This window comes from Bacillus sp. NTK034 (assembly GCF_017303275.1).
In the GTDB taxonomy this organism is placed as follows: domain Bacteria; phylum Bacillota; class Bacilli; order Bacillales; family Cytobacillaceae; genus Cytobacillus.
In genome coordinates this window covers 108,157-130,753 of sequence record NZ_JAFKOJ010000001.1, presented here as the reverse complement: position 1 = coordinate 130,753, position 22,597 = coordinate 108,157, and the positions used below count along the sequence as shown (strand labels likewise).

Below are 22,597 nucleotides of genomic sequence, written 5' to 3'. Positions count from 1 at the left end.
GAGCTAGACAGTTACCCCGCTTCAAAATTTATATGAATATCTATAAAAAGGCCATCCGTTCCCATTAGGAAGGATGGCAATAATTATTTATGAAAACTGGGCTTATAGAATGAACGGTTATCCAGAGCAAATACCCGCTCGGAAAATTCTCCCGGTTTCACCCTCTCAAGGGCTCTATCGAGCATATTCATTTTCGCATCAATATTATCAATGTAATGGAGAATTTCTGCTTCCTTAATAAGCGGAGGTTTTGGACTGCCCCATTCCGCTTTGCCGTGATGGGATAAAACCATATGCTGAAGAATCATGATCTCTTCACTGCTGATTCCCAGTTCCTCAGCAGCTTTTCCAATTTCATTGATCATGATGGTAATATGTCCAAGCAAGTTTCCTTCTATTGTGTAAGATGTTGAAATCGGTCCAGACAGTTCTGTAATCTTTCCTAAATCGTGCAAAATGACTCCAGCGTACAATAAGTCCTTATCCAGGCTTGGATACAAACCGGAAATTGCCTTTGCCAAATCCAGCATGGAAACTACATGATAGGCAAGACCTGATACGAACTCATGATGATTCTTCGTAGCTGCCGGATATTCAAGGAAGTCCTTTTGGTGCTTCTTCAATAAATGGCGAGTAATCCTTTGGATATTCGGATTTTTCATTTCAAATATATATTGAGTAATTTTACTCATCATTTCATCTGTACTTAAGGGCGCTGTTTCGAGAAAGTCTGCCAGTTTGACCGGGTCTGTTGGGGACGCCGGCCGAATTTGGCGGATTCTTAGCTGATTGCGTCCACGGTAATTTAAAATATCCCCAGCCACTTTTACAATGGTTTCAGGGCTGTAGTTTTTCGCATCATCATCAGACACATCCCAAAGCTTTGCTTCAATTTCTCCGCTTTGGTCCTGGAAAATTAGGGTCAAGAACGGCTTTCCATTACTTGCAATCCCTTTAGCTGCACTTTTGATTAGCAGAAAAAGCTCGATTTGTTCTCCTACTTCGTAATAAACAATTCCTTTTGACATACGCGCACCGACGCTCCCTTCACGAGGTTGTTTAAAAAGGGCACTAAGAAACCGACAGATCCGTGGCAGCCTCATTAAACATGCAATTCTATTAACCTAGTATACCACACAGGTCCTGCTCTCTCCTAAATTAATCATGTCTTTTGTCCGCCATAAAAACCCATTCACTTTTTCATGAATGGGTTTTTTGATAATTGCGGGTTACAGCAAAAGCAGCAATATTGGAATGAATAACGAAATGATAATTGCAGAAGTTGTCATGGCTATACACCCCATGGCACCTTCTTCCTCTCCCCACATGAGTGAACGGCTGGCTCCCAGCATCTGTGCTGAAGTGCCCATTGCCAATCCTTTGGCAGCTTTACTATTTATTCCAAGCCACTTCAATAGGTTTGGTCCCATTGTAACGGAAAAAAGACCAGAAAATAGCACAAAGAAAACAGTAAAGGCCGTGGTTCCTCCCAGGCCATCCGAGACCGTTAAGGCTACCGGGAGTGTTACCGAACGCGGAATAAGAGATGCCATGACCTCCTGATTAAAGTGAAAAACCTGTGACATAATGTAAACCGAAAATATGCCTAAGGAGGTCCCGGCAAAGACTCCTGAGAATATTTTCTTAAGATGTCTTTTCATTAAGGGCCACTCCTTATATAAAGGAACCGCAAACGAGACAACCGAAAGCTGGAGGAGCAGTTCAAACAGACTGCTTCCTTTCTGATATACTGATAGAGGGATGTTGCCCAATAGAAGAAGGATAATCAAGAGCGCAGTTCCGGTGTATAAAGGATTTAGCCAGCTCTTCTTAAACTTCCTGAAAACTTGCAGGCTTGCGATATAACTGGCAAGAGTCATCAAGATGCACCCTATACTATTGAATAAAACAGAACTCATTTTTGGCGCCTCCTTCTTATGTTCTCATACAATTGAACAGAATACGCTGTGCCCAATAAACAGCAAAAGCTGCTTAGAATCAGCACCAAAAGGAAATGAAAATTTAATAGAGGAATAAAATTGGGAGATAAAAATAATCCAATGACAAAGGGGATAAACAGCAGGGTCATGTGTTTAATTTGAAAAGATGCTGCTTTCTCTATCCATTCTAATTTAATTAAATTAGTTACCAATAAGAGTAATAACATAAGCATCCCCATGACACTTCCAGGAAGCGGAATATGAAAAAACGCTGCCGCAAAATTCCCTGCAATCAGAAAAATAGCGAGTAACAATATTTGAATCAGCCAGGGCAAATGATTTTCTCCTTCCTAACCGCTTTTTATCATCTTACTGGATTAAACAAGAAAAAACTTGATATTTGTAAGGTTTCTTTACACACTTTTTATAATACTTGTGACTTTTTGTAAGATTTGCTTACCATACATATAAAAAAGCTGCCAGTAATATTAGACAGACAGCTTTTCCTTTGCAACCGAATATATTTGTTCTTCCTGAAAATGCGGCAGAAGATGCTTATGACAGGTGAAAAATAAAATTTGCCTCCCTTTAAGTTTCTTTAAAAGGTTAATCATTCTTTCAGTTCGGACTTGATCAAAATTCACGAAGCTGTCATCTATAATAATGGGGAAGGGATACTTGCCATAAATCGTCATGGCGAGTGCCAGCCTAAAGGATACATATATCTGCTCAGCAGTCGCCTGACTCAGTTCTTTTGCTTCAAAAACCGCTCCTGTCTTGCTTTCTATAAGAAACCCGCTTCCTTCTTCTTTAGGAAAAATCCGTACATAGCCGCCATTGGTTAAAAAAGAAAGAAATTGCTCTGCTTTTCCCAGAATTTTGGGCAAACGTTCATTTTTAAAACTGTTTATCGTTCTATCTAATATATCCTTGGCAGCAGCATATTTTGCCCACTCCCTTGCTTCTTCTTCAAACTCAGATTTCAGCAAGGCGAACCTATGAAGGAGTTCTGCATAGGTTCCGCCCTCTTCAAGGATTTGAATTTCATATTTGACCTCTGCAAGTTTGCTCTGTAAGCCAGGAATGCTTTCCTGAAGCAGAACAGCTTCTTCGCTGACAGCCTGGATCTCTGCTTCTGGATTTATCACATTGGAATATTTATTAATTTCTTTCTGTGAAAAAGAGTTAAGATTAATTTGCTTGCGGACCTGTTTAATCTGTTCTTCCAGTTCTGCTAATTTCTGTGCTTCAGCAGCTTTTTCCCTGTACTCTTCGGCTGCATCGGTTCCGGCAAGGGAAATCTGATGTTCGTAGTCTTTTTGAAAGTGGCTAAGTTCTGCCAGCACTGTGCTGTGTTCTAGCTTTAACTCATGAAGAGCGGCTTCCCTTTCACCCTGCTTAATATGTTTTTCCGTTTCTTCCTTTAGTCTTTTTTTCAATTGATAGCCGATTTCCTGTACACTTCCCGGCTCGCTATCCAATAAGACTTCTAGCTTATGAAAAGCATGGAGCTTCTCATTGATTCCCTTTTCTGCTGATGCCTTTCTTTCAGCAATGTATTTCTTTTCCCTGTAGAGGGCTTTTAGCTGTTCAATCAGATTAAAAGCTTCACTCAAAAAGGTTTTGGAGATTTCATGAGGGAGAAATAGCTGTTTACCCAGCTGCAGCAGTTCATTTTCAAGTTCGGCACATTCATTCTCCCATTTTTCAAAAGAAGCAATGACCTTTTCGTATTTTTCATTTGCCTGTTCAAGCTGAAACTGTAATTGGATAAGCTGATTTTGCCGGTCGCTGTCTTTCTTCAGCTGTGCCTCCAGGCTGGCTGCATGCTGAATGTCAGTCTGCTTTAATTTATCAAGCAGTGAGCGTTCCTTTTCACTCAGAGCTTTTATCTCATTTTTAATGAAGCTGTCTTGCCCCTCAGGCTCTTTTTTATTTGCAATGGCAAAACAAAAGGCTGCACCTATAAATCCTGCACCTGCAATCACCCATGATTGGCTAAAAATTCCCCAGACGGACAAAGCGGCAAAAAGAACTCCCAAAAACAAAAGCTGCCTTTTCTCCTGGTATTTTTTCTTCCGTCTTTTTTCCTGCTCCTTTTTTTCTGCTATCTGAAGGAACTGAAGTCTCTCCTGTGTATCCTTCAGTTCTTTTTCGATATTATGCCTATCTGCAGTGTGGTTTAATGTTTCCTTAATGGCTGAACGTTCCTCTTCCTTAAGAAGCTGTTCTTTCAATTCGCCAATTTTTCGTTCCGTGTTTTCCAGCACTGACTTTTCATCGATAAATCGATCATCCAATTCCTGTTTCATTGCTTGAAGACGGTTTCGGCGAATGTGCGCATTATTAACCTTTTCCTTCATAAAAACACTCGTGTCAGCCTGTTCAAGCTGCTGTTCATCAATTCGGAGATGAAGTCTTTCCTGAAGATTTAAAATTTCTTCTGTGATATTATCCAGCTTAATTGATAATTCTTTTTCTTCCTGGTTTAACTTCTCTAAAAACGGCAGCCCTTCAACAGCTGCATTGATGTGATGCTCATGCTTAAGGAGCAAATAATCCGGCTGATTATTCTCCAGCTCCTGTTCCAGGATAATTATTCTGGATTCCAGACTAGCTCTGCGCCCTTCGAGGGGCTGGATCATACTTTCGAGTTTCTCCAAAAGAGCAAGCCCATTTGCGGGGAAGGAAAGGTCTGTAAATTTTTCCCGTTCTTTAAACAGCTCTTGCTCCTCTGCTATTAATGGATATAGGTCCTGCCATTCTTTTAAACGGAGCAGCTCCTGCTGAGCTTGGTCCAGTCTCTGATGCAATCTGTTTAAATCGTTTTCAAGATTTTCTTTTTCACGAAGCAATGCCCAATACTGCTCATTATTTTGCTCCGCTTTTTTCAACTCCTGATGCAGCTGCTTCATTTCTTTTAGCTTTACATTCAGGGATGGCTTTTTTCCGTTTGGCTTAAAGCGGCTTTCCAATTCCTTTTGCAGTATGTTTTCCGCAGAAACCAGATGGTCCGTTCCCAGTGAACCTGCTGAAAACAAATACCTCCCCAAATCTTCACCCTTCATTTGATTTATATTTTGCAGCCCATGGATATTAAAGGAGAAGATAGATTGATACAGCCCTTTATCAATATGGTGAAGGAGATCGTGTAAAAGCTCATCCCCTCCCCTTGTTCCATCCTGAAGCAAGACACTGACATCTCCGGATGCTTTTCCTTTAACACGCTCTATGACCGCCTTCCCTCTATCAGGAAAAATGGCGGTAAGCCTGCCGCCGTATTTTGCTCCTTCCTTGGGCTCATACCTTAATTCCGATTGGATCTTTGCTGGAAAGCCAAAAAGGATACTATGGATAAAAGACATGATGGTAGATTTGCCTGCCTCATTTTCTCCGTAGATCACCTGCAACGATTGAATATCATTTAGTATAAAATCAGTAAGCTTTCCATATCCGTAAATATGTATATCTGTAATTCTCAAAGGTACACCTCCATTCAATATCCTTCAGTTTTGTATAGAAGATCCACAAGCAGTGCTTCGGCTTCCTCCGCGATTCTCTGTTTTTCATCCTTAGTAAGCTCTCCTATAAATCTTCTTGCCAGTGGATGTGCATACAAGATCAGAGGACTTTCGCTGCCCTCTGCAAAATGACCTGCAGTTTTAAAAAGCTCACTGAAAAAATCCGATTCATGTGCCAGCTTTTCTTTATTCCACAATCTTTTTTCGTTCACTTCTATACCGGAAATCCATACAAAGGATTCCTCTTCTGCCTCTTCCTCCTGCAAAGATTCGAGCAGCTCACCGCTCGTTATGCTTCTTAATTCATGATCAGACAAGCCTACATTTTTGAGTGTCAGATTTATGATTGTCCCCATCCTGTTTTGGCGCTTTTCTTCAATCAAACTTAAGCAAAGTTCATAAATCTCCTGATAGCTTTCCGATTTTGAAGCATCTATTTCTGCATTCTCCCATATAACAGGAGCAGCCTCCAGAAACTCCTTCTTTGCACCAGAACTATCCAGCTCAACTAAATAGCATCCTTTGGGACCAGTTTCTTTCCGGTTCCTTCCCTGTATATTACCTGGGTAAATGACGGGTGGCAGGGAGATTAAGATTTCTCGTTTATGTATATGGCCGAGAGCCCAGTAATCAAAGTCCTTTTCAAGCAAATCATTTATTCGGAATGGGGCATATTGAGCGTGATCACTGCTGCCTTCAAAAGAACCGTGAAGGATTCCAATGTGCAGGTCAGCTCCATTTTCCCTGCTATATTGATCGATCATCCGTTCCGCCACATGTCTTTTAGGATAGCTGAAACCATAAAGGTGAACGGATGTACCATTTTTAGCAATATGCTTCGCCACTTCAACTTCATGGGAAAAGATATGGACATTTTCCGGCATAGGCAGGTGAGCCCATCTCCCATCCATATGATCATGATTTCCATGGACTGCATAAACAGCAATCCCTGATTCAGCCATCCGCTCCATCTCTTTCCGAAAACGTGTTTGTGCCCTTATACTTCTGTCTTCACCATCAAACAAATCTCCGGCTAAAATGATAAAGTCCACTGTGTGGAAAATGGCTAAATCAACTATTTTCGTAAATGCTTCAAATGTACTTTCCTGGAGCTTTTTGAAAATGGATGGAGGCAAATGCTTCAAACCGGACATTGGACTATCCAGGTGCAGATCAGCTGCATGAATAAACGTAACCCTTTTCATGTAAACTTCCTTTCATTCCTTTTCTCTCATTTTACCTCATCCAAAAAGCGAATGCACGTTCCTATCATAAATTAATTAACTATATGTGCCCGTCTGAAAATTTTCCTGAAGTTTGTTTTAGACTGGAAAGCTTGTGCATAAAAATGTACAAGTACTCTTTCCTCAAGGGCAAGTTTGCGGCTTCAGGGGAAATTTAAGGGCGGAGTGGTATTTTGGGAATTGGAATTTATTTAAGTTATGTGTTTCTCGGACTATCCCTGGCAGCTCCAATCGGGCCGGTAAATGCTGTAAGGCTTGAAAAGGGGATTAAAAATGGATTTTGGCATGCGTGGATTGTTGGAGTGGGCTCCATGTTTGCTGATGCCTTTTATATGCTGGTTGTATACCTTGGTCTTGTCCATTTTTTGGACACCCCTGTCGTACAGATATTCCTGTGGCTTTTTGGAGGATTTATACTCTTATATACAGGGATTGAGAGCATTGCAAATGCCAATAAAATATCCTTAAGCTATGTGCGAAGCCGCGATTCATTGTTTAAATGTTTTTTTTCCGGATTTATTATGTCCATATCCAGTCCTCTTTCCATTCTGTTCTGGCTGGGCATCTACGGATCAGTTCTTGCAAAAACAGCAGCAGCCTATGGAAAAACAGAGCTCTTTTTATACAGTACAATGATTTTTCTGGGTCTCATGCTCTGGGATTTGTTTGTGGCTGGACTGACCACAGGGTTTCGCCGATTCCTTACTTCAAAAGGGATTATCATCATCTCGATTCTTTCAGGAATATCACTGATTGGATTTGGGCTTTATTTTGCATTCGAAGGGTTAAAGGCATTGTTTATTTAATGAAACCCCATTGAAAAAAGCTCCGTCACAAAAAGACGGAGCTTTTTTCGTATTATTCATTTTTAGTAAGCTGTAAGGCTTTTTTAATATCCTTAAATGAATTCGACTTTCCATACATCAATACTCCGCCCCTGTAAACTCTCGCTCCAAAGACGGCCAGTAATATAATGGCAGCCAGAAGGATTACGATTCCAAGAATTGGCTCCCATACAGGCAGTGACAGCATCCCCACTCTCATGAACATGAGCATTGGAGTGAAGAATGGAATATAAGAGGTGATTGTAACAAAAGATGCTTCCGGCTGGCTTAAGCCAAACATAGCAATCATAAAGCCTGCCACAACCATCATGGTCATTGGAGTAATCATCTGCTGAATATCTTCAATCCTGCTTACCAGCGAACCAAGAAAAGCAGCCAGTGTGGCATAAAGGAAATATCCAAGAATGAAAAAGATGAGTGCATAAGCGATGGTCGAAGCCGGAATGTTTCCAAAGCCAAAGAATTCAAAAAAGCCGCCTTCCATCGTATCAAGGTTTTGTTTGACTGAAAAATAGCCTACTAATAGAATAAGTGCCATCTGTGTCAGGCTAAGCAGCCCGATTCCCAATATTTTTGCGAACATCTGCTTGATTGGAGAAACACTGGATATTAAGATTTCCATGACACGGGAAGATTTTTCAGTTGCTACTTCCATGGCAATCATATTGGCATATAAGATTACTGCAAAATAAATGATGAATAATAGAACATACACAAGCCCTCTTGCCTGATTCAGTTCTTCTTCTGTTTTGGCGTTTTCTTCAAGAGCAGTCTTATCAAAAGGCACCGGCTCATATAGCTTGCTTAATTGCTCTGGACTAAGATTAATTTGGGTGGCAGCCATTTGTGTTTTCAGCTGCTGCAGCCCGCCCTGCAATTCGGATGGGATGGCTGAATCGGCTATGCTTCTGGCTTTATAGGCCGCTTCAGGGAGCTCATCGGTGCTAAAGGATAACAGTAAAAGCCCCTTATAATCTCCATCTTTAACAGCAGTTTCCCCTTCTGCCTCAGACCCTTTGTATGCAATTAAAGTTATCTTGTTATTTAGAGCATCCATTTGCTCCTGAAGAGGAGTTAACAGCACACCAGTCTCATCGATCACTGCAACTCTTTCTACATCATCTTTATTAAAATAATCAATAATGCTTGATAAGTTGGCAAGCCCTGCAACAATCAACACAGTTATGAGAGTTGTTGCAATAAATGACTTGGTCTTCAGCTTGCTTAAATAAGTATGAAGAAGGATAGTCATAAAATTACTCATAGGAAGCACCAGCCTTTTCTATAAAAATATCATTCAGGGATGGCTCTTCCAGTACAAACTTACGGACAAAAACCTTCTCAGCAACCTCCCTGAAAATGCCTTCAGCTGCTTCTTCTCCGGAAATCTGCAGCTGAATCCCCTCAGCTGTCTGTCTGGCTTTCACCACTCCCCTGCTATCTGCCAAAAAGCTTAAATTATAGTCTGCATGGATAACAAGATTCTTCCTGCCAAAGGAGCGTTTAATTTCTTTTAGAGACCCGTGCACAACTGGCCGGCCTTTTTGCATGATGCATAAATGCTCACAAAGTTCTTCTACATGCTCCATCCTATGGGAGGAAAAAACAATCGTTGTGCCGCTATCCTTCAAATCCTGTACAGCATCCTTCAGCTGTTCTACATTCACCGGATCCAGCCCGCTGAATGGTTCATCCAATATCAAAAGCTTAGGCTTATGTATAACTGCAGTAATAAACTGTATTTTTTGCTGGTTGCCTTTTGATAGTTCTTCAATTTTTTTATTGGCATATTCGGGAACCTTAAAGCGCTCAAGCCAATATGTTAATTCCTTTAAACAGTCCTGCTTTGCCATCCCCCTCAGCTTAGCTAAATATACTACCTGATCCTTGACCTTCAGCTTTGGATATAGGCCTCTTTCTTCGGGAAGATAGCCTATCAGCGGACTGGTTGAATAATCGATTGGATTTCCATTCCACGTAATCTTTCCCCCGCTGGGATCCAATAGCCCCAGTATCATCCGGAAGGTAGTCGTTTTACCGGCGCCATTCGCCCCCAGAAACCCAAACATCTCGCTCTCGGGAATAGATAGAGATAAATCATCAACTGCAGTAAACTTACCAAAACGCTTTGTTACATGTTCAAGCTCTAATGCCATATCGAACTCCTCCTTTGCCTAATTGGTAATACGGACATAACATAAAAAAGGTTCACTATTTTTTAAAATTTAGCATTTTAATTTACGGCATTTCTTTTAAAAATATTTTGCACATTTATAAAAACTATGCAAGAATAATAGTAACTATCTGAATTTTATAATAAAGGGGTATCTTATTATGAAAACGTACAAGCTAACTGCATTTGAACAGGACGGAGAAAAGATTTTGGATGAATCCTTCCAGGCAGCTACAGATGACGCTGCAAAGAGTATGGGAGAAAACCTTCTTAAGGAAAAAGGATTGGATGAAAAAACGCACCGCTGCACCTCTCCGGCCGGCAAGCTGATTTTGTTTCATAGATAGCAAAAAAGCAAAGGGCTCAGCTCTTTGCTTTTTCTTCTTGCCGTCATTATTTCCCCTTAAACACAGGCTTTCTTTTTTCAATGAAGGCCCGGATTCCTTCTTTGTGATCCTCTGTTTGCCTCATTTTATGCTGGCCGAGCTTTTCAAGTTCAAGCACTTTCAGCAGGAGCGGCCGGTTTTTATCTGCAAGAATTTTTTTTGTCTTAATCATTGCTTCAGTTGGGCTGTTAAGCCATTTGCTCAATTTTTCATCAACAGCGGTATTTAATTCAGCTTCGGCTATTTCGTGAATCAGCCCCATTCGTAAAGCCTCATTTGCAGTCAGCACTTTTCCTTCCCAGATTAAATGCTTAGCTTTATCCTCGCCAATGCGCTGCTGCAGGAAGAAGTGCGACCCTCCATCAGGAATTAATCCAATTCCAATAAAATTCATGGCAAGCTTGCTGCCCTTATCTGCCAAAACATAATCAGTGGCCAATGCCAGGCTTAAGCCCAGACCAGCAGCTGCCCCTGTTACAGCACTTATTGTCAGCTTCGGCATGCTATAAAGAGTTACAACCAGCTCGTTGATGCAATCCATCACCACCGGGAAATCGCTTTCATTTGTTTCCAAAAGCATTGTTTTAATATCCCCGCCTGAGGAAAATGCGCGGCCCTTTCCTTTTAATACAACGATATCCACATCATCCATTTGGCTTATATCCTTCATAGCAGTCAAGAGCCCCTTAATCATTTCCACATTCAATGCATTCAATGATTCCGGCCTGTTCATCTCAACTGTGGCAACTCGGCCATCAAGCTGTACGCTGACAGTATCAGTTACAAAGTCTGTTGTCAAAATCCTTTCCCTCCTTTTTGTGCTTCTTTTATTATAAAGAGTATTATTATATTTAAAAAGTGTTTTATCTAAAAATTTTTAATTTTGTCACTTATTCAAGTTTTTGCTGTAAATCCAAACTATAGCAGAAATTAAGTAAGTTTTAACGTTCCAAAACCTGCACTAAAAAACAGCATCCGCAGAAGGATGCTGTACTTGGTCCTTATTACTTTGCATTACCTGTATATTCTTTTTGGACCTGATCTCTTAATGCCATTTTCAGGAATTTACCTACAGATGTTTTTGGTATTTCTTCAAAGAAAAGAATTTCATCCGGAAGCCACCATTTTGCAAATTGCGGCTTCAGGAATTCATAAAGTTCTTCTTTTGTTGTCTGCCCTTTAAATGGCTCTTTCAGCACAACGCATGCCACCGGTCGTTCCTGCCATTGCTCATGCGGTACAGCAACAACCGCTGCCTCAAATACCGATTCATGAGCCATCAAGGCATTTTCGATATCAACAGAAGAAATCCATTCCCCTCCGCTCTTAATTAAATCTTTTGTCCGGTCAACAATCTTCATAAATCCTTCTTCATCAATGGTTACGACATCACCCGTGTAGAGCCAGCCATCACGGAACGCCTCATCTGTCCGCTCATCCTTGAAATATTCAGAAGCAATCCACGGACCTCTTATAGCCAGTTCCCCCATTTCCTTTCCGTCCCATGCTGCTTCCCCATCCTTGCCGGCAATCTTCATTTCCAATCCGGGTACAAGTATGCCCTGCCTGGCTTTTATGTCCAGCTTCTCTTCTGCTGACAACTCTTCCTGATAGCTTTTTAAAGTCGAAATAACAACAAGAGGGCTTGTTTCGGTCATTCCGTAAGCATGCATGAATGGAATTTTGTGCTTTTGCTCGAAAGCTTTAATCATGCCTTTTGGTGCCGCCGATCCTCCGCAAAGAACCGATCGGAGTGAACTCATGTCATATTTATTTTCATCAAGTTCTTTTAATAGTCCGAGCCAGATTGTCGGCACTCCGGCCGTTATGGTGACTTTTTCTGATTGGATAAGTTCAGCCAGGAGCTTAGGTGTAAAATATGGTCCCGGCAACACAAGAGTCGTTCCAAACCAGACAGCAGCAAAAGGCAGCCCCCATGCATTTACTTGGGACATCGGCACTACTGGAAGGGCGATATCTTTCTCGCTTACCGCTGCACTATCTGCCATTCCAAGTGCCATACTGTGAAGGACAATGCCCCTGTGGGAATAGACGACACCTTTTGGGTTGCCTGTGGTTGCAGAGGTATAGCACATTCCAGCTGCCGAATTTTCATCCAGATCATCTGGATATTCATATGCACCGCTTGCTTCATTGATAAGCGTCTCATAATGATAAACCGGCGAAAGAGAAGTCTCCGTCAATTCATCTTCATCAGTCATAATAATGAACGCCTTGACCGTCTTCAGTTCATCCTTAACCTTCTCAATTAGGGGTACAATATCAGAATCAATCAGAAGTACCTTATCCTCTGCATGGTTAATTATATAAGTAATATGCTGAGGTGACAGACGTATATTAATCGTATGGAGGACGGCTCCGCTGCATGGAATGGCAAAATAAGCCTCCAGGTGGCGATGATGGTTCCACGCAAGTGTCCCGACCTTGTCCCCTCTTTCCACTCCTATGTTTTGCAGGCTTTCTGCCAGCTTCCTTGTACGTTCTGCAATCTGCTTATATGTAAATCTCTGAATTCCTCCGGCTGTTCTTGAAACAACTGTCTTCCTTGGAAAATACTTTTCAGCACGCTTTATCATTTGCGTCATAGTCAAAGGTGTTTGCATCATCATTACAATTCCCCCTCTTTAGAAAACGCTTACATTTGGATTCAAAGAATTCTATGATCTTTATTACCTATTTCATTCTCTTTATTTTCAGGAATTCCTTTAATATTTTTCTAAATTTTCTAAAATATTTACTTTAAAAAAATCCCCGCCTATTCGGCCAGGGATTCGTGTTTATTAAAAAGTTCTTTTAATATTTTCAATTTCTCGTTTGCATAATGCTCAAAACTGTCATTATACGATTTAGGATCTTTCGGGTTTGCAAAATGAGTGATTTTCCCAGTCTGAGGATCAATGAATTTACTGGAGGCCCCGCATCCAAGCCCGATGATTGTCTGCTGTTCTTCCATAATCATGATATTATAGATGCTTTCCTGATTCGGAAGGGCATAGCCGACATTTTCAAGATTGCCGAGAATATTTTTCTGACGGTAAAGATAATAAGGATGGTAATTATGCCCTCTTGTCCAATCCTCAGCCATGTCCATCATTTTTTCAATTTCTTCCCGCCCGGCAACTTTATATTTTTGCTTGTTCTTCGTCATTTCCGAAGCTCGTTTAAAGGATAAAGTATGAACAGTCAGGGATTCCGGCATTAATTTCTCAGTTTCATCCAAAGTATGCGAAAATTCCGGCACACCTTCTCCAGGAAGTCCGATAATCAGATCCATATTGATGTTATTCATTCCCATATTGCGAGCCAAATGGAACTTATCCACGGTTTCTTCCACTGTATGGTGGCGGCCAATGGCTTTCAGGGTCTCCTGAATATAGGACTGAGGATTGATGCTGATTCGGTCAATATTCCATTTTTTCAGCACCTCAAGCTTTTCAGGTGTGATTGTATCCGGACGGCCAGCTTCCACAGTGACCTCCCGTATGTTTTCTACATCTGGAAAAGAGTCATACATTTCCTCATAAAGCATATCCATCTCTTCCGCCGTAATGCTTGTCGGAGTCCCTCCTCCATAGTAGACAGTAGTAATTTTCACATCATTTTCTTTCAGCCACTCGCCAATTTTGCGCATTTCAAAATGCAGGCCGCCAAGGAACGAGTTGACAGAACCCTGCCTGCCATTAATCGCATATGCAGGAAAAGTGCAGTACGCACATTTTGTCGGGCAGAATGGAATGCCAATATATATACTGACTTCATTTTTTAAGTCATAAAGATCCGGTACGACAGCAAGCTGCCTTTTTACAATATTCTGCATAAGCTGGATTTTTTCATCTGTAATCAAATACTCTTCCTTCAGCTGCTGATGGGCTTCATGGAGAGGTGTCTGATGCTGTATAGCACGGTGAAGCAATTTTGTGGGACGTACCCCAGTCAGAATTCCCCACTTCTGGGTAATGCCTGTCCAGTCCTGCAAAACAGTCAGATATACATGGGATACTGCATTTTTTATTTGTTTGAAATTCTCTTTTTCTGACTCAGCCGGAACGAATTCCTTCTCAAAATTCGCTGAAAGATTCTTTCCATCTTTATCAGAAAGCTCTGCAATGGCCTTAATGTGCTTTCCATGTTCAAGCTGAAAATTAATTGTCAGATCAGCTGCAGCATTCTCACCCAGCAACACTGCACATTCTTCAAAAAAGAGGTTCCCGATCAGCCGGAGCGGCCGATGGAACCGTTCATCCTGTATACCTAAAATTGAAATGTTCAAATCGATCACCTTTTTTAGTAAATATATTAAATGTGCCGATGTCTTTTTTTGACGGCAGCTGTAAAGTGTCTATTTTTCATGTTGACAAACTTCTTTTAGTGTACAGAAATGGGGAAACAAGGTCAATATAGGCGGAATGATTCCTAATGGATTGCTTATATTATTTATGGTTCTTCTTCCTTTCTCCTTTGGCAATTTCACAAAGCAAAAAAAGAGCCGATTACCTAATCGAACTCTCTTTCATTGATTTTATTTTAATAGATTCATTTTCTTCAGAAAATCAATTGGATGCTGCTTCCGGAAATGTTCTTTAACCATGTAGCTTACCCCGTTCTGGTTATTGGATCGGGTCAGCCAGTCGGCTGCTTTTTTTACTTCTGCAGGGGCATTTCCCATAGCCACACCGAGACCGGCGGCTTCAATCATTTCCAGGTCATCTGCCGAATCGCCTATAACGACCATTTGGTTTCGGGATATTCCGAGATGTTCACATAAATAAAGCAAACCATTCAGCTTTGAAACTCCGGCAGGAACGATATCCATCCGCAGATCACCCAGCTTAATGACTTCTACATTTTCAAACATGCCCCTAATGGCTGCCTTGGCATCCTCAAGGTCTCCTTTATCTTCAAAATACACTTCAATTTTTGGCGGCGTGACCGGCTCATCTAGAATGGTGTCACTTAATAAATCCACAAATTGCTGCGAGTAAAAAATGGGATCCCCGGTTGTAAAAACCGTTTTAGCAAGCATATTGGTATTTAGCTTGGTTTTGTTGGCAAGGGAATATTTTTCGTGCACCAGCCTGATTTGACAGGTAAAGCCTTCAAGCAGGCGCACGATTTCATACGTTTCATCTTCCTGTATCCTTTTTACATATATCGGCTTTTCCTGAGAAGCTGCAATATAAGCCCCCCTGTGTGTGACCAGTAAAGAATTGATTTTCAATGCTTTGGCCGCTTTTTTCGCGGATGGAAAACTTCTGGATGTGACAAGTGTTACATAAATTCCTTTTTGCTGCACATATTCAATGGCTTCTTTTGTTGATTTATGAAGTCTTCCATTTGATTGGAGTAGTGTTCCGTCAATATTTAAAGCAAGCATTCTGTATATCATCCAATTTGCCCCCCTCTTCTCGGTGTAAAATTGTCCTATTACACTTTTATGAAGGGAAGGATTGGAATAGAACATGACATGGACAATGCAGAAATTTTTTATAGCTTTTCTGTGTTAGTGAAGGCGTTTGTCTGTTTTCATAGATCAAATGATTTAAAGAATTATAAATTAGTCATTTACAATTTGGATGCTCCGTATTAAGATGGAGTCAATAAAAACTGCATATCTTATTTTGCACTAGGGGAGCTTTTTGGCTGAGAAGAACAATCCGTTCTGACTCTTATCACCCGATCTGGATAATACCAGCGTGGGGAAGTGCAGGTGAACGGCTATCATTTCTAGTGTATTGATATCATTCAACTGCATTTCCTTATGGGAATGCAGTTTTTTATTTTCATTAGGCTCTTTTCGTGTAAATTGTTGTTTTTCGCTTATTAATATTGTCCGTTGATTTCCGCTCCAGGCTGCTCGCTTTCCGCGGGGCGGGCGGTGAGCCTCCTCGACGCTGCGCGTCTGCGGGGTCTCACCTGTCCCGCTACTCCCGCAGGAGTCTCGCACCTTCCGCTACAATCAACTCAGTAAATCATATACAAAAAGCAACAAACCTTGCGAAAATAGCCTTTCATGAAAACTAAACTAGGAGGATGGAAAGATGCAGGAAAATTTTCTATGCGGAACAAGTGAGATTACAGGGTGCAGGTTTTCGATTTATCCAATGACTGACAGGTTTGTGGATGTTATTTTATCTGCTCTAAAAGAAGTGGATACAAGCAAGGTATGGATGGAAACAGATGATGTGAGCACTTGTGTGCGCGGCAGATCCATTCATGTTTTTGATGTGGTCAAAGCTATTTATCTTGAAGCTGCTAAGCATGGTGATCATGTGGTATTTAACGGCACATTTTCAAATGGCTGCCCTGGGGATACTGCCGGAGATGCTTATCTTGCTGAAAATGAAGAGAAGGCGAATGAAAATAAATCTGCTGGAATCAGCCAGGAAGTCGCTGTACAGTTCGCACTGTATCCGATGGGGATTCCTTCATACATGAACGTCATTATGGAACAGGTCGAGCTCGCAAAGGATCAGGGAACATTTACTGAAGGTGTCCATTATGCTTCAAGATTAGATGGAGATGCACATGCTGTTTTTAAAACGCTGGAAGATGCATTCCAAAGCTGTAAGAAAAGCGATTCTACTCATATTGTCATGACAGTGAATATGTCTGCGAACAGTCCTTCCAAGAAGGGGGCTGTGTAATATGCTCGAAAAATGGAAACTTCGTGAGGTCATTGTCCTGTCTGTACTCGCTGTTGTGTTTGCAGTTGTATACCTGGTGTTCATGCAATTTGGGAACGTGTTATATGGGATGTTTGGCTTAATCGGCTATGATCTGATTTTTGGCATTTGGTTTATTGTTTCAATCATCGCAGCGTACATAATCAGAAAACCCGGAGCCGCCTTTTTATCGGAAACCGTCGCTGCAGCCATTGAGGTCATGATTGGCAATGCAGTAGGCCCTCGCCTGATTCTTTCAGGCATGATACAGGGGATTGGAGCAGAGGCGGTGTTTGCGGCAACAAAATGGAACAACTACCGGACATGGGTTTTAATTGCTGCCGGCATGGGCTCTTCTGTTACAAGCTTTATTTGGGGCTATTTCATTTCAGGCTATGCAGCCCTCTCACCCGGTTATGTAGCTGCCATGTTTTTCGTGAGACTGATTAGCGGCGCTTTGCTTGCCGGATTGCTGGGGAAATGGCTCAGTGAGAGTCTTGCAAAAACTGGTGCATTAAACAGCTTTCCTATAGGAAAAGAGCTGAAAAGGGGAAAATCGGAAAATGGCATTACAGTATAGCCAGCCTCTATTAATAACAGAACAGCTGTCCTTCCGTCATGAAGATGAGAAGAATCCTGTTTTTAAGAATTTGAATTTTAGTCTTTATCCAGGGGAAGCTGTTCTATTATTGGGCCCCAGCGGCTGCGGAAAAAGTACGCTTGCTTTCTGCTTAAATAAATTGTATCCGGAAGCCATTGATGGAGAACTGGAAGGCACCATTTCTTTCAAGGGAAAAATGCTGGAGGAATTCCGGCCTGGTGAAATTAATCGGCACATCGGCATTGTGTTTCAGGATCCAGAAAGCCAGTTTTGCATGACAACAGTTGAAGAAGAGCTGGCATTCGGACTTGAGAATATGAAAACACCTCCTGAAGAAATTGAGAACAAGATTGATGAAGCACTGGAACTTGTTCATCTTCTGCCATTTAAGCATGCCTTAATCCACACCCTTTCGGGGGGACAAAAGCAAAAACTTGCACTCGCATGTGTATTGTCATTAAAACCGGATATCCTGATTTTGGATGAACCGACAGCAAACCTTGACCCGGCTTCAAGCTATGAACTTACCCGCATCATCAAAGAGCTTAAAGAGGAGCAATCCTTATCCCTTCTAATAATTGAGCACAAGCTGGATGATTGGATTGATTTGACCGACCGCTGCTTGGTGCTAAACCGGGATGGCGAAATTTTATTTAATGGAAGCACTGCCGACTGCTTTGATAAGTATGCAGAAGAACTTCTGCTTGAGGGTATCTGGCTGCCAAGCCCGGTAAGAGCCGGCCTATTAGGAAAAAAAGCAGGGATTTACAAAGGGGAAAAACTTCCGTTAACTGATCGGGAATTAATTGCTGGATTTGTAAATCCCTATGCTTCACTTCATATTTTAGATAAAAGGAAGACTATTCATCAAGGCTTTGAAGAACAGGTCATCCTAACCGCAGAGAATCTTTCTTTTTATAAAGATGGGAAGGATCTGCTTAAAAATATTAGTTTTTCGGTTAAAAAAGGTGAATTTGTGGCAATAGCCGGTTCAAATGGATCAGGAAAAACAACGCTTTCCAGACTGCTGGCAGGATTATATGCTCCATCCAAAGGCAATATTCTTTTTAATGACCGCTCCCTTTCCCATTGGAAGGAACAAGAGTTAAGGCTAAAATTAGGTTACGTTTTTCAGAATCCCGAGCACCAATTTATTGCAGATTCTGTCTATAATGAAATTGCCTTCAGTTTAAAAATTCAGCGCATACCAGATGCCGATATACAAAAAATGGTTCTAGCTGTTCTGGACCAAGTGAACCTGCTTCAGCATGCTGACATACATCCTTTTTCCTTAAGCCAGGGACAAAAGCGGCGGCTTAGTGTTGCATCAATGCTTGTGAATGAACAGGATTTGCTGCTCCTTGATGAACCGACATTTGGACAGGATGCCAGGACTTCTGCGGAGCTTATGGGGCTTTTGGAAACAAAGATTCAGAGCGGAGGCTCCGTGTTGATGATCACTCATGACATGGAAATCCTGCATTCCTATGCTGATAAAGTGATTATCCTTTCAGATGGAGAGAAAATTTACGAGGGGTTGCCTGATTCATTGTGGAAGGAACATGAGATTATGAAGGTTGCTTCTCTAAAGGCTCCTTACTCAGAAAAACTCAGGAACGAAATAGGGGCTGTGGAAGGGAGGAAAAAGCTTGCTCTTACATGAATTTAACCCAAGCATAAAAGCCCTGACGGTGGTAGTCTGCGTATTGATTTTATCAATTTTCTTTGACCCGGTAACTCCTTTTCTGACCTTAGTGGTGACTGCAGGAGCTACCTTCATTTTCGGTAAGGTTTCTTTCAAAAGATGGATTTTGCTTTTCTCGCCATTTATCTTCATGGCTATAATATATATTTGGTCAGCTCTGATTTTTTCAAAAACTATTGAAGGAGAAACTATCCTATGGACATGGGGAATCTTCACATTGACTGAGGAGGGCTTTCAGCGTGCCCTTTCACTTGGAATGAGGGTTTTAAGTTTTACCTCGCTGTCCCTTCTGTTCATTTTAACCACTAAGCCGACAGAATTCCTGCTCAGTCTCATGCAGCAATGCCGGCTCCCTCCGAAGCTTGCATATGGAATCATGGCAGGCTATCGGTTTCTTCCATTAATGAAAGAAGAGTTTGAAATTATCAGAAGCGCCCACCGGATCAGGGGAGTACCCAAAGCCCGGACACTTTCGGAAAAAATGGCAGAACTTAAGAGGTATTCAGTTCCTCTTCTTGCCGGAGCAATCCGTAAAGCTGAAAGAACGGCAATGGCGATGGAATCTAAAGGGTTTACCGGAGATAGAAACCGGGATTTCTATCATAAAATCACTGTTTCCTGGAAGGATTGGGCATATTTCGCCTTTTTTATAATAGCAGTGCTGGCAAGTGCCTATATTTCGTGGCTATTCGGGTTTCTTCAGCTTTATAATGGCGAACTTTAATAGTTGAGTGTTGTCTATGTGCGCATATTTTTTTTCTGTGCACATAGAGCCAATTTATGTGCGTAAAACTTTTTCAAGCCTATTCACAACGCAAAAAATACCTTAATTTACCATGCACCCCTATGAATAAATCTTATTTTCTCTCCTAAAGCTATGAGTGTAACAATCAAGAAAACTACACCAAAGGAGATGATTTACATGGCAAGAAACAGCAATTCTAATCAGCTTTTAGTATCAGGAGTCAGCCAGGCAATTGATCAAATGAAGTATGAAATCGCAACAGAATTCGGTGTGAACCTTGGCCCGGAAACATCTTCAAGAGCAAATGGATCAGTAGGCGGAGAAATCACAAAGCGCCTGGTGCAAATGGCTGAGCAGCAGCTTGGCGGAGCACGCTAGTCCTTCCAGGCAATCATAGTTAAATAAAATGCCGCTTCCAGCCAATCCCGGAAGCGGTTTTTTACTCTCCTATTTAAGCATTTCCAAAATATCTTCCACTGCCTCAAAAAGTGATGAAGCCTGGATATCTGCACTAGTTGGATCAGAGCCGATAAAAACAGTTTTACAGCCAGCCTTCTTGCCAGCCTCAATATCCCGCTCGTGATCGCCTACCATAATGCTCTCAGACAGATCAAGATTGTGCCTTTCCGCCAAATCCACCAGCATCCCTGCATTTGGCTTGCGGCATTGGCACCCTGCTTTCGGTTTATGAGGACAATAGGCCACCTCTTTAATATTACCGCCTATTTCTGCAACAAGCTCCTGCAGCCTTTCATGGATTCTCCTTAGCTCTCTTTCTTTTAAAAAACCAAGCCCCACGCCTCCCTGATTGGTTACAACAAAGATTTCATATCCTGCTTTGGTCAGCTCTGCCACAGCTTCTGCCGCCCCTTCAAGTAAATATAACTGCTCAGGCTTGTTAACGAATTTTACCCTGTCAGATAAAACCTCGTTCAAAACGCCGTCGCGGTCAAGAAAAATGGCTTTTTTCAAATTGCAGCCCCCTTACTGAAAAATCAACATCTATCATAAAGGTACCCAAACCTCGTCAAGTTTAATATGGATAATGCTTGTTCTTATAAAAAAACCCCCGAATCAATTCCGGGAGTCTTCCAATGCTAATTATTCAATTGCACCATAAAGCTCTTCAAGAGGCTTCATGATAATTTTGTTCATTTCTGCAATCATCATGCTCATGCGCTGCTCTGCTTCCATAAGCTTTGAGATTTGGGCGTGCTGCTGTACAAGTGCGACTGTCTTTTGAGCCTGTTCTACTTCTTCCTGTGTAATATCCTGGCCCATCATTTGTTTTTGCTGAAGTTCCATCTGGATTTTACGGAAGTTATCAAACATTGCTTTTGCAGACGGATCTGCATTTACATCATCGTATGCTTGTTTTAGAGCCTTATATTCATCGCTTTCCCGCACCGCTTTTTCTAATTCATAGGCTGAATCATATAAATTTACCGCCATAAAAAACACTCCTTCCGATTCTCGTTCAAAAGGAAAATCCATCTTCCCCATTTTGAACATCCACTACACTATAACAAACTATGAAAGTAAACGCGAGGCGATACCCTTAATTAATCAATATGGCTATAAATCCCTGAATGAGCCCGATAATCCCCCCAAGGAGGACCCCTAAATTAGTAATCATTTTTAACTCGCTTTTTATTATGGAAAAGACCATTTCTTCCAGTCGTTCCACCGAAAAATTGCTGACCTGTTCACGGACAATTTCAGCGAGACGAAGTCTTTCCATGAACATTTCAGTTTTTCCTGAAAGCCAATCAGAAAGCATCTGTACACTTTTAGGAGCCAGTTCATCTATTAATACAGTCCTATAAGGGGCCATAAAAGATGAAATAGGCTTTTTAAATATATTTTCCAGATTAATGACCTTATGGGTCATATTCTTTATTACTGAAAGAATCTGTTCTTTTTCAAGCTGCTCTTCAATAACTGCAGCTTCCATTTCAAGAACTTTACTCCACTCATTTTTTAAAAGGGTTGTAATCAAATCCGACGTTCCCTCATTATTTAAAAACTTTATGATTTCCGGCTGAATTTTATCTGCAATATTGATGTTCCCCATGAACATCTGCAGCATGTTGCTCAGCATGCCGCTGCGTTCACGGACAAAATCATCTGCCATTCTTTGTATTCTCATTTTTCCTTCAATGCTGGAAAAATAATCAATACCCTTTTGAAGGATCGTTGAACTGATTGCCGGGATTTTTTCATCCACTTTATCCAAAAGAGCCTGAGGGATAACTTCTTTAAGGGGGCGGCTGCGATATTCACTAATGATTTTTTCATATTTCTGCTCAATCAATAAGTTAATGCGGTTTTCTGTTTTCGCTTGCCCATCCGCGATTCCAAACGCTTCAAGAATGTCCTCTGCTGATTTTTCCGACAGCAGGATAGTTTCAAGCTCTTTTTGAACCAGCCCAGTCATATCACGCTGGAATTGAGCATTGATGAACTTTTTCTTGATGCTTTCTGGTGTCAAAAGATGGTTAACAACAAGCTTACCCATCTGATCAGCCATTTCATCCCTTCGTTTAGGAATCAGCCCCGGGGTAAATGGAACCTTCCATTTACCTATGTAAACAGCATTATAAGGTTTAAAGAGCATTTTAATAGCCAGGTAATTAGTAAACCCGCCAATGAGAGCTCCTATTAACATCATCAATATTATTGTTATTGCAATTTCCATTCTCATCTCTACCTTCCTTAAGTTACAAGCGCCTCTCCAGACGCACCATTTTATTG

General features: G+C 41.4%; 21 protein-coding genes and 1 riboswitch. Of the genes, 7 read left to right on the top strand and 14 right to left on the bottom strand.

Annotated features, from left to right (window positions below):
- Positions 1–83 precede the first annotated feature (83 nt).
- From yhaM to JI665_RS00715, 5 genes are all read right to left on the bottom strand, one after another.
- Complete coding sequence (gene yhaM, locus JI665_RS00735) at positions 84–1,028, bottom strand: 3'-5' exoribonuclease YhaM (RefSeq protein WP_206835032.1); 945 nt, start codon at positions 1,026–1,028, stop codon at positions 84–86.
- A gap of 201 nt (positions 1,029–1,229) precedes the next feature.
- Positions 1,230–1,919 (bottom strand): LrgB family protein, encoded by a 690-nt coding sequence (locus tag JI665_RS00730; RefSeq protein WP_206835029.1) that lies wholly within the window; start codon positions 1,917–1,919, stop codon positions 1,230–1,232.
- Positions 1,916–2,254 carry a CidA/LrgA family protein gene (locus tag JI665_RS00725; RefSeq protein WP_280516063.1) on the bottom strand — a complete coding sequence of 113 codons (339 nt, stop codon included), beginning with the start codon at positions 2,252–2,254 and terminating at the stop codon, positions 1,916–1,918. Before JI665_RS00725 ends, JI665_RS00730 begins: the two co-directional genes overlap by 4 nt.
- Positions 2,255–2,428: 174 nt before the next feature.
- The gene (locus tag JI665_RS00720; protein ID WP_206835024.1) at positions 2,429–5,422 is read right to left on the bottom strand and encodes an ATP-binding protein; all 2,994 of its coding nucleotides are present in this window, start codon (positions 5,420–5,422) and stop codon (positions 2,429–2,431) included.
- 14 nt (positions 5,423–5,436) lie between these two features.
- Positions 5,437–6,666 (bottom strand): metallophosphoesterase family protein, encoded by a 1,230-nt coding sequence (locus tag JI665_RS00715; RefSeq protein WP_206835021.1) that lies wholly within the window; start codon positions 6,664–6,666, stop codon positions 5,437–5,439.
- A gap of 212 nt (positions 6,667–6,878) precedes the next feature.
- On the opposite strand from JI665_RS00715, the gene JI665_RS00710 reads away from it, so the two are divergent.
- On the top strand, positions 6,879–7,511 hold the full coding sequence (locus JI665_RS00710) for a LysE family transporter (protein WP_206835018.1): 633 nt from the start codon (positions 6,879–6,881) through the stop codon (positions 7,509–7,511).
- Between the two features lie 52 nt (positions 7,512–7,563).
- Here the strand turns inward: JI665_RS00710 and JI665_RS00705 are convergent, their stop codons facing one another.
- Both JI665_RS00705 and JI665_RS00700 read right to left on the bottom strand, forming a co-directional pair.
- Positions 7,564–8,814 carry an ABC transporter permease gene (locus tag JI665_RS00705; protein ID WP_206835015.1) on the bottom strand — a complete coding sequence of 417 codons (1,251 nt, stop codon included), beginning with the start codon at positions 8,812–8,814 and terminating at the stop codon, positions 7,564–7,566.
- Positions 8,807–9,706: an ABC transporter ATP-binding protein gene (locus JI665_RS00700; RefSeq protein WP_206835013.1), complete on the bottom strand. Its 900-nt coding sequence runs from the start codon at positions 9,704–9,706 to the stop codon at positions 8,807–8,809. Before JI665_RS00700 ends, JI665_RS00705 begins: the two co-directional genes overlap by 8 nt.
- Before the next feature lie 178 nt (positions 9,707–9,884).
- Here JI665_RS00700 and JI665_RS00695 point away from each other — a divergent pair, with 178 nt between their 5' ends.
- On the top strand, positions 9,885–10,070 hold the full coding sequence (locus JI665_RS00695) for a YhzD family protein (protein WP_206835011.1): 186 nt from the start codon (positions 9,885–9,887) through the stop codon (positions 10,068–10,070).
- Positions 10,071–10,116: 46 nt separating this feature from the next.
- On the opposite strand, the gene JI665_RS00690 is transcribed toward JI665_RS00695, so the two are convergent.
- From JI665_RS00690 to JI665_RS00675, 4 genes are all read right to left on the bottom strand, one after another.
- Positions 10,117–10,908: an enoyl-CoA hydratase gene (locus JI665_RS00690; protein ID WP_206835009.1), complete on the bottom strand. Its 792-nt coding sequence runs from the start codon at positions 10,906–10,908 to the stop codon at positions 10,117–10,119.
- A gap of 205 nt (positions 10,909–11,113) precedes the next feature.
- Positions 11,114–12,736 carry a long-chain fatty acid--CoA ligase gene (locus JI665_RS00685; RefSeq protein ID WP_206837605.1) on the bottom strand — a complete coding sequence of 541 codons (1,623 nt, stop codon included), beginning with the start codon at positions 12,734–12,736 and terminating at the stop codon, positions 11,114–11,116.
- Positions 12,737–12,885: 149 nt separating this feature from the next.
- Positions 12,886–14,400, bottom strand: coding sequence for a coproporphyrinogen III oxidase (locus JI665_RS00680; protein WP_206835007.1), 1,515 nt, complete (start codon positions 14,398–14,400; stop codon positions 12,886–12,888).
- Between the two features lie 249 nt (positions 14,401–14,649).
- Positions 14,650–15,516: a Cof-type HAD-IIB family hydrolase gene (locus JI665_RS00675; RefSeq protein WP_206835005.1), complete on the bottom strand. Its 867-nt coding sequence runs from the start codon at positions 15,514–15,516 to the stop codon at positions 14,650–14,652.
- A 229-nt stretch (positions 15,517–15,745) separates the two neighbouring features.
- Positions 15,746–15,847, top strand: a riboswitch (TPP riboswitch).
- A 321-nt stretch (positions 15,848–16,168) separates the two neighbouring features.
- On the opposite strand from JI665_RS00675, the gene JI665_RS00670 reads away from it, so the two are divergent.
- From JI665_RS00670 to JI665_RS00650, 5 genes are all read left to right on the top strand, one after another.
- Positions 16,169–16,774: a YkoF family thiamine/hydroxymethylpyrimidine-binding protein gene (locus JI665_RS00670; protein ID WP_206835001.1), complete on the top strand. Its 606-nt coding sequence runs from the start codon at positions 16,169–16,171 to the stop codon at positions 16,772–16,774.
- A gap of 1 nt (position 16,775) precedes the next feature.
- Positions 16,776–17,372, top strand: coding sequence for an ECF transporter S component (locus JI665_RS00665; protein WP_206835000.1), 597 nt, complete (start codon positions 16,776–16,778; stop codon positions 17,370–17,372).
- The gene (locus tag JI665_RS00660) at positions 17,356–19,056 is read left to right on the top strand and encodes an ABC transporter ATP-binding protein (RefSeq protein ID WP_206834998.1); all 1,701 of its coding nucleotides are present in this window, start codon (positions 17,356–17,358) and stop codon (positions 19,054–19,056) included. The genes JI665_RS00665 and JI665_RS00660 overlap by 17 nt, the downstream gene beginning before the upstream one ends.
- On the top strand, positions 19,043–19,822 hold the full coding sequence (locus JI665_RS00655) for an energy-coupling factor transporter transmembrane component T family protein (protein ID WP_206834996.1): 780 nt from the start codon (positions 19,043–19,045) through the stop codon (positions 19,820–19,822). The genes JI665_RS00660 and JI665_RS00655 overlap by 14 nt, the downstream gene beginning before the upstream one ends.
- Before the next feature lie 198 nt (positions 19,823–20,020).
- Positions 20,021–20,221 carry an alpha/beta-type small acid-soluble spore protein gene (locus tag JI665_RS00650; RefSeq protein WP_009331452.1) on the top strand — a complete coding sequence of 67 codons (201 nt, stop codon included), beginning with the start codon at positions 20,021–20,023 and terminating at the stop codon, positions 20,219–20,221.
- A 69-nt stretch (positions 20,222–20,290) separates the two neighbouring features.
- Here the strand turns inward: JI665_RS00650 and JI665_RS00645 are convergent, their stop codons facing one another.
- The 3 genes from JI665_RS00645 to JI665_RS00635 all read right to left on the bottom strand — a co-directional run bounded on the left by JI665_RS00645 (position 20,291) and on the right by JI665_RS00635 (position 22,547).
- A complete protein-coding gene (locus JI665_RS00645; protein WP_206834994.1) occupies positions 20,291–20,815 on the bottom strand; it encodes a D-glycero-alpha-D-manno-heptose-1,7-bisphosphate 7-phosphatase in 525 nt (174 codons plus the stop codon).
- A 129-nt stretch (positions 20,816–20,944) separates the two neighbouring features.
- Complete coding sequence (locus tag JI665_RS00640; RefSeq protein ID WP_206834992.1) at positions 20,945–21,295, bottom strand: YlbF family regulator; 351 nt, start codon at positions 21,293–21,295, stop codon at positions 20,945–20,947.
- 106 nt (positions 21,296–21,401) lie between these two features.
- Positions 21,402–22,547, bottom strand: a complete 1,146-nt coding sequence (locus tag JI665_RS00635; protein ID WP_206834991.1) for a DUF445 domain-containing protein — start codon at positions 22,545–22,547, stop codon at positions 21,402–21,404.
- Between the last annotated feature and the right edge of the window lie 50 nt (positions 22,548–22,597).